Origin of the sequence: Sodalis ligni (genome assembly GCF_016865525.2) — a bacterium.
Taxonomy (GTDB): Bacteria; Pseudomonadota; Gammaproteobacteria; order Enterobacterales; family Enterobacteriaceae; genus Acerihabitans; species Acerihabitans ligni.
The window spans coordinates 3817473-3834081 of sequence record NZ_CP075169.1; the positions used below are offsets into that span (position 1 = coordinate 3817473).

Annotated in this window: 16 protein-coding genes and 1 pseudogene; 14 read left to right on the top strand and 3 right to left on the bottom strand. The window is 58.8% G+C overall.

Annotated elements, in window-relative coordinates:
• The first annotated feature begins 407 nt into the window (after positions 1-407).
• The 14 genes from GTU79_RS17795 (at position 408) to GTU79_RS17860 (ending at position 12319) form a co-directional block, all read left to right on the top strand.
• The gene (locus GTU79_RS17795; RefSeq protein ID WP_203523306.1) at positions 408-776 is read left to right on the top strand and encodes a YidH family protein; all 369 of its coding nucleotides are present in this window, start codon (positions 408-410) and stop codon (positions 774-776) included.
• Positions 777-1100 carry a DUF202 domain-containing protein gene (locus tag GTU79_RS17800; RefSeq protein ID WP_203523307.1) on the top strand — a complete coding sequence of 108 codons (324 nt, stop codon included), beginning with the start codon at positions 777-779 and terminating at the stop codon, positions 1098-1100.
• A gap of 675 nt (positions 1101-1775) precedes the next feature.
• Complete coding sequence (locus GTU79_RS17805; RefSeq protein ID WP_203523308.1) at positions 1776-2918, top strand: cupin domain-containing protein; 1143 nt, start codon at positions 1776-1778, stop codon at positions 2916-2918.
• 10 nt (positions 2919-2928) lie between these two features.
• Positions 2929-4059: an LVIVD repeat-containing protein gene (locus tag GTU79_RS17810; RefSeq protein ID WP_203523309.1), complete on the top strand. Its 1131-nt coding sequence runs from the start codon at positions 2929-2931 to the stop codon at positions 4057-4059.
• Between the two features lie 9 nt (positions 4060-4068).
• Positions 4069-4464, top strand: coding sequence for a RidA family protein (locus GTU79_RS17815; protein WP_132927641.1), 396 nt, complete (start codon positions 4069-4071; stop codon positions 4462-4464).
• Entirely contained in the window at positions 4457-5086 is a 630-nt protein-coding gene (locus GTU79_RS17820; RefSeq protein ID WP_203523310.1) for a glutathione S-transferase family protein, read from the top strand. Before GTU79_RS17815 ends, GTU79_RS17820 begins: the two co-directional genes overlap by 8 nt.
• Positions 5087-5115: 29 nt before the next feature.
• Entirely contained in the window at positions 5116-5436 is a 321-nt protein-coding gene (locus GTU79_RS31025; RefSeq protein WP_214513207.1) for an ATP-binding cassette domain-containing protein, read from the top strand.
• The gene (locus GTU79_RS17830) at positions 5348-5932 is read left to right on the top strand and encodes an ABC transporter ATP-binding protein (RefSeq protein ID WP_214513208.1); all 585 of its coding nucleotides are present in this window, start codon (positions 5348-5350) and stop codon (positions 5930-5932) included. The genes GTU79_RS31025 and GTU79_RS17830 overlap by 89 nt, the downstream gene beginning before the upstream one ends.
• The gene (locus GTU79_RS17835; RefSeq protein WP_214513209.1) at positions 5929-6753 is read left to right on the top strand and encodes an ABC transporter permease; all 825 of its coding nucleotides are present in this window, start codon (positions 5929-5931) and stop codon (positions 6751-6753) included. The genes GTU79_RS17830 and GTU79_RS17835 overlap by 4 nt, the downstream gene beginning before the upstream one ends.
• Before the next feature lie 55 nt (positions 6754-6808).
• Positions 6809-7840, top strand: a complete 1032-nt coding sequence (locus tag GTU79_RS17840; RefSeq protein ID WP_132927637.1) for an ABC transporter substrate-binding protein — start codon at positions 6809-6811, stop codon at positions 7838-7840.
• Positions 7841-7926: 86 nt separating this feature from the next.
• A complete protein-coding gene (locus tag GTU79_RS17845; RefSeq protein ID WP_203523313.1) occupies positions 7927-9429 on the top strand; it encodes an aldehyde dehydrogenase family protein in 1503 nt (500 codons plus the stop codon).
• Positions 9430-9432: 3 nt separating this feature from the next.
• The gene (locus tag GTU79_RS17850) at positions 9433-11079 is read left to right on the top strand and encodes a GMC family oxidoreductase (protein WP_203523314.1); all 1647 of its coding nucleotides are present in this window, start codon (positions 9433-9435) and stop codon (positions 11077-11079) included.
• A 24-nt stretch (positions 11080-11103) separates the two neighbouring features.
• Positions 11104-11553 carry a Rossmann-fold NAD(P)-binding domain-containing protein gene (locus tag GTU79_RS17855; RefSeq protein ID WP_203523315.1) on the top strand — a complete coding sequence of 150 codons (450 nt, stop codon included), beginning with the start codon at positions 11104-11106 and terminating at the stop codon, positions 11551-11553.
• 55 nt (positions 11554-11608) lie between these two features.
• Positions 11609-12319: a FadR/GntR family transcriptional regulator gene (locus GTU79_RS17860; RefSeq protein ID WP_214513210.1), complete on the top strand. Its 711-nt coding sequence runs from the start codon at positions 11609-11611 to the stop codon at positions 12317-12319.
• 26 nt (positions 12320-12345) lie between these two features.
• Here GTU79_RS17860 and GTU79_RS17865 read toward each other — a convergent pair whose 3' ends face one another.
• From GTU79_RS17865 to GTU79_RS17875, 3 genes and pseudogenes are all read right to left on the bottom strand, one after another.
• On the bottom strand, positions 12346-13539 hold the full coding sequence (locus GTU79_RS17865; RefSeq protein WP_203523317.1) for a CdaR family transcriptional regulator: 1194 nt from the start codon (positions 13537-13539) through the stop codon (positions 12346-12348).
• Between the two features lie 462 nt (positions 13540-14001).
• Positions 14002-15139: pseudogene (locus GTU79_RS17870) on the bottom strand (glycerate kinase family protein).
• Between the two features lie 28 nt (positions 15140-15167).
• Positions 15168-16412: a GntP family permease gene (locus GTU79_RS17875; RefSeq protein WP_253073355.1), complete on the bottom strand. Its 1245-nt coding sequence runs from the start codon at positions 16410-16412 to the stop codon at positions 15168-15170.
• Positions 16413-16609 lie beyond the last annotated feature (197 nt).

Here is a 16609-nt window from a genome sequence, read left to right on the forward strand (position 1 = left end):
AAGGGAGAGCGCGCCAATGTGGTCGAATCGGGCGTGGTTTTTCCGCCCGACCGAGCGCCACATGGCACGCCAGGCCCGCCATCACCGGCGCTTGAATCGAGCCTGTTAAAGGGAGAGCGCGCCAATGTGGTCGAATCGGGCGTGGTTTTTCCGCCCGACCGAGCGCCACATGGCACGCCAGGCCCGCCATCACCGGCGCTTGAATCGAGCCTGTTAAAGGGAGAGCGCGCCAATGTGGTCGAATCGGGCGTGGTTTTTCCGCCCGACCGAGCGCCACATGGCACGCTAGGCCCGCCATCACCGGCGCTTGAATCGAGCCTGTTAAAGGGAGGGCGGGCCCAAGCAGCCATTTACTTATGGCAGGAGTATGCCTACCCTAGATCACCAGCTTCACCGCGGGAAGAGATATGTTTTTCAAAAACAAAGGCTGGCAGCAGCAGGGCAAGAACCCTGATTACCGCTTTTCGCTGGCCAATGAGCGCACTTTTTTGGCCTGGATACGCACAGCACTCGCCTTCCTGGCGGGTTCCATCGCACTGGACCAGTTGGCCTCGGGGTTCGCCTCGCCGCTAATCCGCAGCCTGCTGGCGATATTCCTGTCGATAGGAGGGGCGGTATTGGCCCTAGTGGCCCTGCGCCGCTGGGAAGAGAATGAAAAGGCAATGCGCAACGATGGGCCGCTGCCTTATACCCGCTTATTACCCGCCATCACACTGCTGGTGGTCTTAACCGCGATGTGTTTTATCGCGTTTATCATTATCGGCGGTTGGGAATAAATGGGACGGGACCCGGGCCTGCAGCCCGAACGCACCCGGCAGGCATGGGATCGAACCCTGTTTGTCATCATGCTTGACGCGGTATTCTTCCTGCGCGTCGGGCTGCTAAACAGCAATATATTCACCTGCCTGGCGGGAGGCCTGTTATTCCTGCTTACCCTGGGCGTCGTACTGGCCCGCCATTTCTCCTCCGCTCATAAACCACACGCCTTGAACACCCTTTCACCCCACATCCTTCGGGCGGTATCGTTGACGGTGATTATCGCCTGTGCCTTGACCGTTATCAGCATTGTCGTATCGGATATCAGGGTATTCATCCGCTAACCTTATGCCGCGGTTTTTGACGGTATTCACCGGTATTTTTCCTTTTGTACCGGTAAGACCGGGTTAAAAACGCGTTTTTTAAAAAAAATTTTTCTTCGCTGAAATGAGGATTTTTCTCGGTTAAACCAGACTGGCGATGCCGGTATAACCTGCTTGGCTGCCATCACTTTTTCATGTCATCCCGCACGCGCCGCTGCACCGGCCAAGAGCAGCGCCCGCTGGTTGCAGGCGGCGAGCGGCGAAGCGTCTACCGCCGGCCCCTCCGGCCGCCATTGAAACTGCTCATCTTCTCACCGCCATGTCACGGTTGATTTTTTTGTTTGATTATTGTGCAAGTGAAGTCAATTCCCTCAATAACGCTTTAATTCAGTGCAACCATATAAAAACCATATTGCTGTTTATATCTTTTACCAGCCACGACCATTTATAGGATAACTTTTTTCACCTCTTCGCAGGTGTAAGTTATATTTTTATAATTATCATATATTTATTATTATTGTTTTTTCAATAATCAGGCTTTTATCGCTGCTTCATCGCCGGTAATCCAAAAAACGCTGTTTCTAATCGCCAAAAAAAGAGCAACCTGATTTTGATTATTTCAACCTATTGCCCGTTTTGGTTAATTATGGTTTAAATTTGGTTGTTCATTTTTCAAGCCCACAGCAGGAACCCAGCATGTCCGACATAACCCAGCCCGGCACCGACCCTACGGCGCGTAAACAGGCCCTCGACAGCATGTATGAGGAGATCAACCGGAAAAACATGTTCCCCTTTTGGGCCAAGCGCTCGGACGTGGAGCATGACGAAATCAGCTCCCTGATGGAGGGCCGCAAGGCGGTGCCTTTTCACTGGAGCTACAAACGCGATCTGGAGCCGTTGCTCTATCAATCCGCCAGCCTGATTTCCACCGGCGATTCGGACCGGCGTTCGCTGATCCTGCTTAATCCCGGATTAAAACCGCAGCGCGCCACGGTCACCACGTTGTATACCGCCTACCGTCTTAACGATCCCAACGAGGTGATGCCGCCCCATCGCCATACCGCCAGCGCCATTCGCCTGGGGTTGACCGGCACGCAAAACTTTACCGGCGTGGAGGGGGAGGACATTGTGTTCGGGCCGGGGGACATGGTGCTGACGCCGCGGGATACCTGGCACAACCACGGCAACCAGGGCAGCGAACCGGCCATCAACCTGTCGGTGCTGGATTATCCGCTGGTGGAGTCCCTCAACGCCTTGCAGTTTGAACACGACTACAAAGAAAACGGCGAAGCGAAAAAGCAGCAAAGCGCCCGTTTCGACCCGCACTACTCGGCGCGCATTTACGGCACCGGCGGCATGACGCCCCGTTTCGTCAATCACTATCGCGGCGTCGGCGGCTCCTCGCCGATGTTCGTTTATCGCTACGACGCCATGCGCGAGCTGCTGGAGCGCAACCGCTCCTCGGAAGCCAACCCCTATGAAGGCCTGCTGGTGGAATACACTGACCCGTTAAGCGGCGGCCCGGTCTACAAGACCATGACGTTTTTCATGCAGCTGCTGCGTCCCGGCGAACGTACGCTGCCGATGAAACAAACCGCCAGCCTGCTGGTTTCGCCGCTGGAAGGTTCGGCCCGGTGCATCGTTGACCAGCAGACCTTCAGCTGCGATCTCTTCGATACCCTGGCCCTTCCCGGCAACTGCTGGATGCAGTGGGTCAACCCCAGCGCCACCCAGTCCGCCATCCTGTTTATCGCCAGCGACGAACCGGCGCTGAAAGCCTTCGGCCTGTTGCAGCGCTTCGGCAAAAACGAGGCCGGCGACATCATTCGTCTGGTGTAGGAACCTATTCATGGCACGAGCCTTTAACACGCAACTGGTGAGTCATATCGATTGTCCCGGCGGCGGGCAGGTCTGGGTGGAGAAAAATATTCTCTACGTCTCCCATATGCGGCCGCCGGACGGGACCTCCATTTATGACGTATCCGACCCACGCAGGCCCAGACTTCTCCATAAGATGGAGATCCCCCTGGGCTGGCACTCGCACAAGGTGCGGGTCCAGGACGACATCATGATCGTGAACTACGAGAAATTCCGTACCGGCGCCGATGAATTCGGCGGCGGACTGGGAATTTTTGACGTAGCCGATCCCGAACGGCCGCGGCTGCTGAACAAGTGGCGGGTCAAAGGGAAACAGGGCGGCGTCCACCGTTTCAGTTACGACGGCCGCTATGCCTATATTTCCCCCACCGAGGAGGGGTATATCGGCAATATCGTCAAAATCCTCGACCTGGCGGATCCCGTCCGGCCGGAAGAAGTGTCCAGCTGGTGGATCCCGGGCCAGCACGTCGCCGGCGGTGAAAGCTACCCGTGGGATGACTATGTCAAGCCCCGCTGCCATCACCCGTTGCGTATGGGTGACCGGCTGTATGTCTCCTACTGGCATCACGGATTTTTTATTCTGGATATTTCGGATATCCGCAAGCCGACCCTGATCTCCGGCATGAACAGCAGCCCCGCCCATCCCCATCCCACCCATACCGCCCTGCCGATACCGGGTCTGCTGCGCGGTCGCCGGATCATGGCGGTGTCCGATGAGGATGTGGCCAAGCTCTATCCCGCGCCGCCGGCTTTCAGCTGGTTTTATGACATCACCGATGAGCGCCAGCCCATGCCCATCTCCACCTTCCAGGTGGAGGGCATTGACCCGGACGGGCGTCCGCAGGAACCCATGACCGGCTGCCATCAGCCGGCGGAGAAATTTTTCGGCCACGTACTGCCCTATGCCTGGTTCGCCCAAGGGCTGCGCCTGGTTGATATCTCCAACCCCTTCGCCCCGAAGGAAGTGGGCTTTTACGAGCCCGATGTGCCCGCGGGCTATGAACGGGTGTCATCCAATGACGTGACGATGGATGAACGGGGACTTATCTACCTGCTCGACCGTCAGCAGGGCCTGGACATTATACAAAGCAACGTGCTGTAAGGAGCAACCATGAGCAGCGGCAACGCCGAGGTTTTCGGCGACAAAAATCCGAACCTGCCTTTCCACCCCGCGGTGCGCGCCGGCGACTATCTGTTCGTCTCCGGCCAGGTGGCCAAAGACAGCGACGGCAATATGATAGGCGGCACCATCGAAGAGGAAACCCGCGCCACCCTGCTGGCCATTGAACGGATCCTGTCCCTGGCGGGCTGCACGCTGGACCAGGTGGTGAAGGCCACGGTGTATCTGGCGGACGCCAGGGACTTCGGCCGCTATAACGGCGTGTTCAAAAGCTTTTTCCCCGCCGGCCGCCTGTCGCGAACCACGGTGGAAGCCCGTGCCGTGATCACCACCCGTATTGAAATCGACTGTATCGCTTACGCCCCACTGGAGAAGTCACATGTATAAATTGCTTGGCCGGGCCACGTCCGGCAATGTCCAGAAGGTCCTGTTCCTGCTGCAGGAACTGAATGCCGAATACCGGCGCGAGGATTACGGCCGCCAGTTCGGCAATACCGCCACGCCGGAGTATGCCGCCCTTAATCCCACCAGGAAGGTGCCGACGCTACTTGACGGGGATGTGGTGATTTGGGAGTCCAATACCATCCTGCGCTATCTGGCCTCCAGCTTCTCCCCGTCGTCCCAAAGCCCGGCAACCGCTGCTTCGCCTAAGACCCTGTACCCGGCGGACCCGGCCATGCGCAGCCAGATTGAACGCTGGATGGACTGGCTGCTGGCGTCCATGAACCCGGTTTATCTCAGCGGCTTTCGCGATGCCAAAAAAGAGCCGGCCGAACGGGCCGCCGATACCCGTCCCAAGCTCATCGATGAGCTTCAGATACTGGAAGAGAATCTTGCCGGACGAGACTGGATGGCGGGGGACGAGTTCACCCTGGCGGATATCGCCCTGGGTCCCATCATCAGCCGCTGCGTAAAATTCCCCTTCGACCTGCCGCCTTTTCCCGCCCTGGCGGCCTGGATAGACCGGCTCCAGCAGCGGCCGGCTTTCCGGTCCGCCACCGGCGGATAGCGTTTGGTTAACCTCACGAGGCAGCTTACATGAATGCAACGATGGATACGCCCGATACCCGGCCGCATCTCTGGGCCAGGGGCGTGGCGGTGGACTTTACCCATGACGGCGTGCGCAACCGGGTGCTGCACAATATTGCGCTGGATATTCCCCGCGGCAGCTTTGTTTCCCTTATCGGCCCGTCGGGCTGCGGCAAAAGCACGCTGCTGAAAGTGCTGGCGGGCCTGCTGGCGCCCACCGAGGGCGAAGTCAGGGTGGCGGATGTGGAACCGGGAGGCCGCGCGCCAGCAGCGTATCGGCCTGGTATTCCAGGAGGCGACGCTGATGCCGTGGAAAAACGCGCTGGATAACGTCAAGCTGCTGATGGAAATCGCCCGCCGGGATCTGAATAAAAATCAGATAAACGAACGCGCCATGGAGATGCTGACCCTGGTGGGCCTGGAAAAATCCGCCAATAAGCTGCCGTCGCAGCTGTCCGGCGGTATGCGCCAGCGGGTCTCCATCGCCAGGGCGCTGGCGCTGGATCCGGAAGTCCTGATGATGGATGAGCCTTTCGGCGCCCTCGACGCCATTACCCGCGAGGAGATGTGCGAATTCCTGCTGGAGATTTGGGCCCGTACCCGCAAGACCATCGTGCTGGTCACCCACTCCATTGAAGAGGCGGTCTTCCTGTCCCAGGAGGTGCATGTCATGGCCACCAACCCCGCCCGCATCATCGAGACGTTGCCCATCGCCCTGCCGCTGCCCCGCTGCGAGGCCACCTACGCCCTGCCGGATTTCGGCATGACCGCCGGCCGGCTCCGGGCATTGCTGAAACACGGACACGGGGCGGGGGCGGCGGCATGAACAATCCTCTACGCGCGACGCTGGCCTTCAGGCCGGCACCAGGCAGTGAGAAAAAGATGTCTCATTTTCGTCATGCAGTACGTGAAACGTCGCCGGCCCTGCTGCTCATCGTCGGCATCCTGGCCTGCTGGCAAGGCATTGTCAGCCTTTGGCAACTGCCGGAATTTGTGCTGCCGGCGCCGGCGGGAATTTATCGCATCCTGGTGAACCAGCAGGGGATTTTAGCCCAGGCGGCCTGGGTCACGGCCCGGGAGATTGTCCTGGGCGTAGTGCTCTCCAGCCTGGTGGGGGTGGCGATGGCCCTGTTCATCGCCCGTTTCCAACTGGTGGGCAAAGCAATCTATCCCCTGATGGTGCTGTTTCAGAACGTGCCGAAAATTGCCCTGGCCCCGCTGTTTATCCTCTGGTTCGGTTATGACCTGGCGCCGAAGCTGCTGCTGATCGTGGTGATGGCCTTTTTCCCGGTGGCGTTGAATATGCTGATGGGCCTGCGGGCCGCCGATCCCAATTTGATGGCGTTGCTGCGTTCGGTGGGCGCCGGCCGCACGGAGATCATGTGGCGGGTGCAGATCCCCAACTCTTTGCCCTACCTGATGTTCGGGCTGCAGATCGCCGCCCCCCCGAGCGGGGTCGGGGCGATCGTCGGCGGATTTGCCGGCGCCCCCCCCCGGCCGGGCGACCCTATCCCGTTCGCCTCGACGCAAATGGAGACCAATCTGGTGTTTGCCGCCCTGGTGGAGATTTCGCTGCTGGGCATGGTGTTTTATTACGCCGTCGAGCTGATTGAATGGCGTTATTTGTCCTGGGCAACCAAATCCTGAACGTTGGCGTACTACCCCTGGGTTTACAACCTGAATAATTCGAGTGGAGAACATCATGGCGTTATCTTATCAATTGCGGCGGCTTGCCGCCTGTGCGGGTCTGGTTATCGCGGTGTCCGGCGCCTTCGGCCGGGCCCGGGCGGCGGACGATGTCTCTGTCCAGCTCGACTGGGTGGTGCGCGGCGGCCACGCGCCGTTTTTCGTGGCGCGGGATAAGGGCTTTTTTGCCCAAAACGGCATCAACGTCACCGCCATCCGCAAAGGCTCCGGTACGTCGGACGCGCTGCGGCTGGTGGCCAACGGCAATGCCGATTTCGGCTTTGGCGACCTGCCTACCCTTATCACCAGCCGCGCCCAGGGGGTGAATGATAAAGCCCTGATCGCCTTCAACCAGAAAACGCCGCTGGCGATGCTGAGCATCAAGGCCAAACATCCGCTGGCTAAACCCGCCGACCTGAAGGGACTGAACATCGGCGTGCATCCGTCCGGATCCACCTTTGTATTCCTCAAGGCCTTTTTAACCTCCAACGGTATGAGCCTGGGGGATATCAAGCAAAGCACCGTTTCGCCGCCCTATGAAAGCTTTCTGCTGATGGGCCGGGTGGACAGCGTACCGGGTTACGTCGACGCCGAGGTGCCCGAGCTGGAGGCCAAGGCCGGGGGCGCCGGATCGCTGTCGATTTTGTACGGCGGCGATTTCGGTTACGACGCCTACGGCTCCGGCGTCTTTACCTCGGACAAGATGATCGCCGCCAAGCCCGATGTGGTGAAACGCTTTGTCAAAGCCTACCTGCAGGCCTTTGCCTACTCACTGGACCATCCCAAGGAAGCCGTGGCCATCCTGGTGAAAGATAATCCGGAGTACCAGGGCAAGGAAAACGTTCTCGCCGAGCAGCTTGGGCAGGACATTCAACATACCGCCACCAGCGAATTCACCCAAAGCCAGGGGCTGGGCATTATCACCGCCGGGCAATGGAAAAAAACCGCCGATATCCTGATATCCCAGCAGGTGCTCGCCAAAGACGCCGACTATAACGCCGCCTTTGATACGTCATTTCTGCTGGCGGCCAATCCGGTGAAACGCTGACATACCCTCTAAGTCGGGGATGAATGTAATGCTGGCCCACACTGGAGGCCGATGATGAATGCAACGATGATACTCACGGAAAGCCGATGATGAATCTCAATGAGTCCGGCGGACATCCGCCACCCTGGATCCTGCCCGAACACCGGGATCTCTATTACGGCGGCGGCTGGCATGCGCCCCTGGCCGGCGGTTATGAAACGATCTTCAATCCCGGCAGCGGCGAGCCCCTGGCCCGGGTGGGCATCGCCACGGCGGCCGACGCGGAGCCGGCGGTGAGCGCCGCTAAAACCGGTTTCCGGCAGTGGCGCGACACGCCGCCGCTGGAACGCGCCGCCATTATGCGCGCCATCGCCGCCGAGCTTCGCCGGCACGCCGGGGAGTTGGCCATGCTGGATGCCGCCGACTGCGGTAATCCGGTGCGGGAAATGGGGCGGGACGGCCTGGGGGCGGCGGCGCTGTTCGAGTTTTTCGCCGGCCTGGTGACGGAATTGAAAGGCGCCTCCATTCCCATGGGGCCGGATGCGGTGAATTTTTCGGTACGCCAGCCCCTGGGCGTGGTGGCGCGCATTGTCGCCTTCAACCATCCGCTGCTGTTTGCCGCCGGTAAAACCGCGGCGCCCCTGGCGGCGGGCAATGCGGTGATTATCAAGCCGCCCCGCCAGGCCCCCCTCTCCGCCCTGCGCCTGGCGGAAATCATCGGCGGCATGCTGCCCCCCGGCGTGTTCTCGGTACTGCCGGGGGACATAGAAATAGGCAACGCCCTCACGGCCCATAAGGACATCGCCATGGTGGGTCTGGTGGGCAGCGTCCCTACCGGCCGCAACGTCATGGCCACCGGCGCCGCCCGCCTAAAGCCGGTGTTGCTGGAACTCGGAGGCAAAAATGCGCTCATCGCGTATGGCGATACGGATCCGGCCATGGTGGCCCGGGGCATCGTGGACGGCATGAACTTCACCTGGTGCGGCCAATCCTGCGGCTCCACCAGCCGGGCCTTTGTGCACCGGGATATTTATGATGAGGTGCTGCGGCATGTGGAGCGGTTCACCGCCGCCTTTGTGCCCGGCCTGCCCACCGATCCGGCCACTACCATGGGGGCGATTATCAGCGACGTTCAGCATAAGCGCATTTTGTCCTATATCGATGAGGCCAGGCAGCAGGGCGCCCGCCTGATTTGCGGCGGCGGCGTGCCCGGCGACCCGCTGCTGCGCAACGGCTTTTATATCGAGCCCACGGTGTTTGCCGACGTTACCCCGGCCATGCGCATTGCCCGGGAAGAAATCTTCGGCCCGGTGCTGGCGGTGCTGCCCTGGCAGGACGAGCAGGACATGCTGCGGCAGGTGAACGAACTGGACTACGGGCTGACCTGCGCCATCTGGAGCAACGATCTGGAAAAAGCCCACCGGGCGGCACAGCGGGTGGACGCCGGCTTCATCTGGATCAATGACGTGGGCAAGCACTTTATCGGCGCGCCGTTCGGCGGCGTCAAACAATCGGGCATCGGCCGGGAGGAGTGCCTGGGGGAAATGCTCTCCTTCACCAGCGAGAAAAACATCCACATTAGCCTGCGCCGCGTGGCGGCCAAGGAGTAAGCCATGGATAAGGAATACGACTACATTATCATCGGCGCCGGCTCCGCGGGCTGCACCCTGGCCAACCGCCTGAGCGAAGATCCCGACGTCCGGGTACTGCTGCTGGAAGCGGGCCGGTGGGATCGGGATCCCTGGCTGAAAATCCCCCTGGGCTGGGGCCGGATATTGCAAAAGCGGTTACACGACTGGATGTATTTCTGCGAGGCGCAGGACAACGTGGGCGGGCGGCGGGTGGAGTGCGCCCGCGGCAAGGTGGTGGGCGGTTCCTCCTCCACCAATGCCATGGCCTGGGTACGCGGCAGCCCGGCGGACTTCGATCGCTGGGCGCGGGATTACCGGCTGCCCGACTGGGGCTGGGATCGGGTCATGCCCTATTTTATCCGCCAGGAGACCTGGTCGGAACAGCCGGCGCCGGAGCGCGGCCGCGCCGGGCCGGTCAATGTGCAATTTTGCCGCTACCAGGATCCCCTTATCCAGGCCTATGCCGATGCCGCGCAGGGGGTCGGTTTCAACTGGATCGACGATTACAACCGTACGGGCAGCCGGCCGGGTTTCGCCCGGCTGCAGATGAGCATCCGCAACGGCAGCCGCTGCAGCGCGGCCACCGCTTATCTGCGCCCGGCCCTGGGGCGCCCCAACCTGGAGGTGAAGGTGGGGGTGCATGTCACCCGGCTGATGATGTCGGGTACCCGGGCCCACGGCGTGGAATTTATTCAAGACAATCGGGTGCGGCACGTCACGGCACGGCGGAAAATCCTGCTCAGCGCCGGCGTGATCAATACGCCGCAGCTGTTGATGCTGTCCGGCATCGGCGATCCGGCGCAGTTGAAGCGGCACGGCCTGACAACCCGGGTACCCTTGACCGGGGTCGGCAAAAATCTGCAGGATCACCCCTCGGTGATTGTCATGTACCGCCGTAAGGAGGCCGGCCCCTTTCATCGCGCCATGCGTTTCGATCGCATCGCGCCGGCCCTGCTGCAGGCCTGGATGGCCGGCACCGGCTTTGCGGCGGATGTCCCCGGCGGCCTGGTAGGATTTATGAACAGCGAAGCCGGGCAGGAAGCGCCCGATCTGCAAATGCTGCTGACCGCGGCGCCGCTGGGGGCCTGGCCCTATCTTGAGCCTTTTCGCAAAGGTTTTGCCGACGGGTTCGCCTGCCGCGCCGTGCTGCTGCATCCGCAAAGCCGCGGCGAGGTCAGCCTGATGTCTGATAATCCCTTGGACGCCCCACGCATATTCCAGAATTTCCTGTCCACAGATGACGAATGGCGTGCGCTGCGCACGGCCATCCGGCGGATTCGCGACATCGGCCGCCAACCGGCCCTGGCGCCCTTTATCGATGTGGAAACCGCCCCCGGTCCCCACAACGACAGCGATGAAGCGTTAAATGCGTTTATCGGCCAAACCGCCATCACCGTGCACCACCCGGCGGGCACCTGCCGCATGGGGGCGGAAAACGATGCCGGGGCGGTAGTGGATAGCCAATTGCGGGTCATGGGGACGGAGGGCCTGCGGGTTATCGACGCCTCGGTAATGCCGGACCTGACCTCCGGCAACATCAACGCCCCGGTCATCATGATTGCCGAACGCGCCGCCGATATGATCCGGCAGACATTCAATCAAACGCAATCCGCGCCGGTACCGGCCTGACCCCCTCTTGCATTGAGGTATAAAATGAGCTTAAGTCTACCTAAACACCCCATACTGCTGTGCACGCCCCTGGCCGCCGCCGCCGTTGAGCGCCTGGGGCTGTTCTTCCATGTCCGCCAGGCCGGCGGCTCGGGTACGATGGACGATGAGGGGTTTTATTCGGCCCTGGCCGGCAACGCGGCGGTGCTGCTCACCGGGCAGCACTGTCTTGATGCCTGCTTGTTGGCCCGCCTGCCGTCGCTAAAAGCGGTATGCGTACTGGGTGCATTGCATCCGGCCATGGATTTGCCGGCGCTTACCCGCCGCGGGATCCGGGTCACGCGGGTGGATGCGGGGGAAGAGTGTTCGGGGTTGAGCCTTGGTCCCGCCCTGGAGGCGGCCGAACAGCTTATCGCCGCACTGGGGTTCGGCCGGGACGGCTGGCATCCCGCCGGCCTGGTGAATCCAGAGGTCGCCTGCGGCTCATGCTGTTAGCCGGCGGCTATTTTTCAACCTATCACGGTAACCCGATAGCGATATGCAATCAAACATGCAATTACATCACCATGACAGCAAAAAAGACCTGATTGAACACATTGTCGAGATCCTGACCCCGCGCCTTGCCGCGGGAGAAACCCTGCCCTCGGAGCGGGCGCTGGTGGAGGAGCTGGGGGTGAAACGCTATGCCCTGCGCAAGGCCTTGCAGCAGCTGCGGGCATCGGGCCTGATGCCCGCAGCCTCTGCCGGGCGGGCCAAAACGTCGCTGGAGGCCAGTAAAAAAAGTCTGGCGTTAATCACCAATCCCCTGGAGGTCATCGAACTGCGCCTGCTGATTGAACCCATGCTGGTGCGCCTGACCGCCGTGCGCGCTTCCCAGCAGGACATCGATCGTATTCTGCGCACCGCGGCCATGGAGGGGGGATATGACAACGGCAAGGTGGACCTGGCCTTTCATAAGCAGGTGGCCGCCGCCTCCAATAACCGGCTGGCGGCGGAACTCTACAGCCTGCTGCGGCAAATCGGCTCCGATGTCCGTCTGCATATCCAGAAAAACGATCTGCCGCTGTCAAAAGATCGCCTGACGGTGCGCAACCATGAACACGGGGAAATCGCCCTGGCCATCGCCGCCCGTAACCCGGACGCGGCGGAAAAAGCCATGCGCAACCATTTGTATAGGGTGCAGCGTCAAATACTGGATCATCTGGTGCCGCAGCCGCCGGAACCGCTGCTGCTTGAACAGCCCGATGTCCAGGTCAAATAATCGTCAGGGCGGGTTGCCCGACGGCATCAAAGGGAGTGAACGTGCAAAGCGCCGCCGTTTTTCACCTGGCTCTCTTCGTCAAGCTGTACGGCGATATACAGCGCCAGGCGGTCGTCAAAATCCGCCAGATTGAGGCCGGTGATATCGGCGATACGGTTGAGCCGGTATTCCAGGGTATGGCGATGGATAAACAGCCCGTTGGCGGCGGCGCTGGTTTGATTATTATGCTTGAACCAAATCTTCAATGAATTGAGCAACTGGCCGTTCTTGTCCATCATTTTCAATCTGGTCACCGGCAGCAGCAGTTCCGTTTCCTGCCAGCCCCCTTGCAGCCGCTGCAGCAATACCGGCAGTTTCAAATCACGGTAATTGTAGCAGCGCTCTTCCGGCATACGCCTTTTACCGATTGACATGGTGGAATGGGCCGTTTGCCACGAACGGGCAATGCTGTTGGCGCCGGAAAAATAATTGCCCAGCGCAAAGCGTATCCGCAGGTGGCCTTTGGTTTTCAGCAGCGCCAGCGTTTCCTGAAATTGCCGCAAATGTTCATTTTCATCCCAGCGGCCGTATTTATTCAGCGCCGGCCTCAGCACCGCCAGTTCGGTGAGGGAAATAATGGCAATGAGGTTTTTCTCCCCCGGCTGGGTTAATAATGCCTGTAATTGCTGTAGCTCCTCGATGGGATTATCCACGTCCAGCTGCCCGCTGTCGATTTCAACGGCGGCGGCGACCCGGGGCTGATGCAGATCGATGCCCAGGCGTTCGGCCCATTCCGCCAGCATGGGAGAAATTTCATCGGAGCGAATGAGGTTATGCACCAGCTCTTCCCGCAGCCGGCTGTCCTGGGCCAGGAAAGAAAGCAATTTCGCCTGCTCCACCATCATCTCCGCCGCCATGCATACCAGCTCGCCGTATTGCCGGAGCTGGGAGGGATTACCGGTAAGGCCGATTACGCCGGCTATTCTGCCGTCGATTTTCAGCGGCAAATTTATGCCGGGGCGAACGCCGAACAGATGTTTAGCCATGCTGTCGTCCACTTCCACAATGCGCGCCTGGGACAGCACCAGCAACGCTCCCTCATGCAATTCTCCAATGCGATCCCGATCGCCGCTGGCAATTATTTTTCCCTGTCCGTCCATGACATTAACATTGCAGTTGATAATCTGCATCGTCTTGGCAACAATTTGCCCGGCAAGTTTAGGTTCCAGATAATCATTCATTGTAATTATTTCCAAAAATAATAATAACTTTTAATGCAAAATAAAATTCCGCATCAAAGGTAAATATATTGATGGATATTTCTCCCGGCATTATGGTGGAATGATATTTTAAAAACAGATGTTCTTCGGTCACCATTGCATATATTAAAATATATTTCAACCCACAATCCCATTGGCCATCATTAAAGCACGTTTCACTTAAGTAAAAGCAGGCCGGTAAATTCCGGCGCTGTTTTAAATAACGCAACAAGATAATTCACATGTCGCTAGTTTCGGCTACGCTTTAATAACACTTATGGTCAGTACAGATATCCATAATAAAAGTATGGACTAGCTATATACCCAAAATAATTCGAGTTGCAGGAAGGCGGCCCCGTAGGGGCGAGGCTCATGGATGAGCCGAGTATTGCCAGCGCACCTGCAACTTGAAGTATGACGGGTATCATTTCGGCGAATGATTTTTTACTTTAGCGTGGCTATTTTCATCAATCTGCCAATATTTTCGCTGGTTCTGGTTATATTGATTTCACCATCGGCCAATAAAGAACCAAGCTCGCCGATATCCGGAATGATACCGAATATCGCATCGATACCTTCCTGGTATAACTCATGGGTACCTTTGCCGATACGTCCCGCCAGCGCAATTACCGGCACATTGCCGGCCTTGGCCGCTTTCGCCACGCCATAAGGGGTCTTGCCGAACTTGGTCTGGAAATCAATCCCTCCTTCGCCGGTAATGCAATAATCGGCGCCGGCCAGTTTTTCCTTCAATTTGCTGAAGTCGATAATAATATCGATGCCTTTTTTCAATTCACAGCGGGTAAACGCCAGCAAACCGGCCCCCAGACCCCCGGCCGCTCCGGCACCGGGAATAGTCTCCACATCCCGGCGCAGCTGCCGGCGGATAATCTTCGCGTAATGCGCCAGATTGCCGTCCAGGGTGCGGACCATTTCCTCCGTGGCGCCTTTTTGCGGACCGAACACCGCGGATGCGCCATGCTCGCCGCATAAAGGATTGGTGACATCGCAGGCAACGATAATCTCCGTTTCCCCCACCGCCGGATCCAGCCCCGACATATCGATACTATGCAGCCGCCCCAGGGCGCCGCCGCCGAATGGCAAGGCCATCCCCTCCTCATCAAGGAACCTTACCCCAGCGCTTGCGCCATACCGGCGCCGCCGTCATTGGTGGCGCTGCCGCCGATGCCGATGATGATGCGGCGAATCCCGCGCTGCAGGCAGGCTTTTATCAATTCTCCCGTGCCACAGGTCGTGGCGATGAGGGATTACGGTTTTCCGCGTTGATATACTGGATGCCGCTGGCGGAAGCCATCTCAATCACCGCGGTTTTGCCATCTCCCAGCACGCCGTAACCCGCCTTGACCCGGCTTCCCAGCGGCCCGGTGCCGTCCAGGTGAAAGATTTCCCCGCCGGTGGCGTCCACCAGCGACTGTACCGTCCCTTCTCCGCCGTCTGCCATGGGGACATGGACAAATTCGGCATCGGGGAAAACGGTTTTGAAACCTTGTTCCATCGCCACGCAAACCTGTTTGGCGGTCATGCTCTCTTTAAAGGAATCCGGCGCCAGGACGAATTTCATGTGGGTCATAATGCTTACCTTCATACAATTACAGAATAAAGCCATAAAGCAGCGTGGCGATAATGGTCATGGTGCCCCCCACCAGCGCTTCATAAGGAATCAGGCCGATACGTTGCCTGATGGACATAAACATGCTGTTGGCGGTGACGTGGAAATAATTGCCCTGCGGCAGGGAATCGATTACCGTGGCGCCGGTGTGCATCATGACCGCCGAGGCCAGGGCCGGAATCCCCATATGGATAAGGGTGGAGCCGAACGTGCCGGTGGCGAGAATAACGCCGGTGGAGGTTGATGCGGTGGCGGCGGCCATCAGGATGCCCGATATCGGGGCGAGGAAGGTGCCCGAGATGCCCGCCGCGTTTATCAGGGCAATCACCTGCTCGGAAAGAGTGGACGCGCCGATTAATCCGGCTATGGCCCCGGCGCCGATAAGTATCAGCACGGTAGCGGTCATTTTTTCAATGCCGGAGGTGGTGTATTGAATGATTTTCCCGCTTTGCCCCATGGCCACCATACCGACAATGCCCGCGATAGGCAGCACATACATCGCGTCAAGTTTGAATGCGCTTAATGCGCTGATATGCAAAATGGAACCCAGGGGGTTGATCATCAGCAATATCACCGCCACGGCGGGAGCGACGATGGATTTTCCCAGCGACGGACCGCTGACCTGCGCGCGGGTATCGGTATCGGCTTCCGCATCCGAGACCATTTGTCCCTTATGCTTAATCAGCGAAGCCAGCAATACGGTGACAATCAATCCGCCGATGGCCGGAATAAAACCGGCAATCATGACATCGCTTAAGCCAAGATGAAAACCATTGGCCGCCGCGATGGTATTAGGGTTGGGGGAAATAATATTGCCCGCTTTGCCGCCGCCGGATAATGCCAATAATAAAGCGGTTTTAGATAATCCCATCCGGTTGCCCACCGAAAGGGCAATGGGCGCCACAATCAGCACCGCCACGGGAATAAATACCCCTACGGCGGTAATAACCATGGTGGCAAGCGCCAAGGCAAAAATGGCTTTACCTTCGCCCATCCGGCGGACTATTTCCCGGGCAATGGTATTTGCGGCACCGGATTCCATCATGACCCCCGCCAGGATCCCTGCCGCCAATACCCTGATTACCGTGCCCATAATGCTTTGAGTGCCTGATATAAGCACGTTGATGGTTTGCTGTAAATCAGCGCCGCCGATAATGGCGCCGGCAATGGCGCCAAAAACAGGGCATAGACGGGATTGATTTTTCTTAATATTAAAATATGGCAATAAACAGACCCAATATGGCGCCATACCAAGCCAAATGCAAATCGTGCATGGGATTAAAACTCCAGTTTTAAATGTAAGGTTATTTAATTATGAAAAGTAGAGATAATTATTTTATTGAATGTAATTTCTTTGAAATTTCATTCATTGCTATTCCTGCGTGAATCTGAAACCTGGCGATATTATCCGGTGGCCGCCGG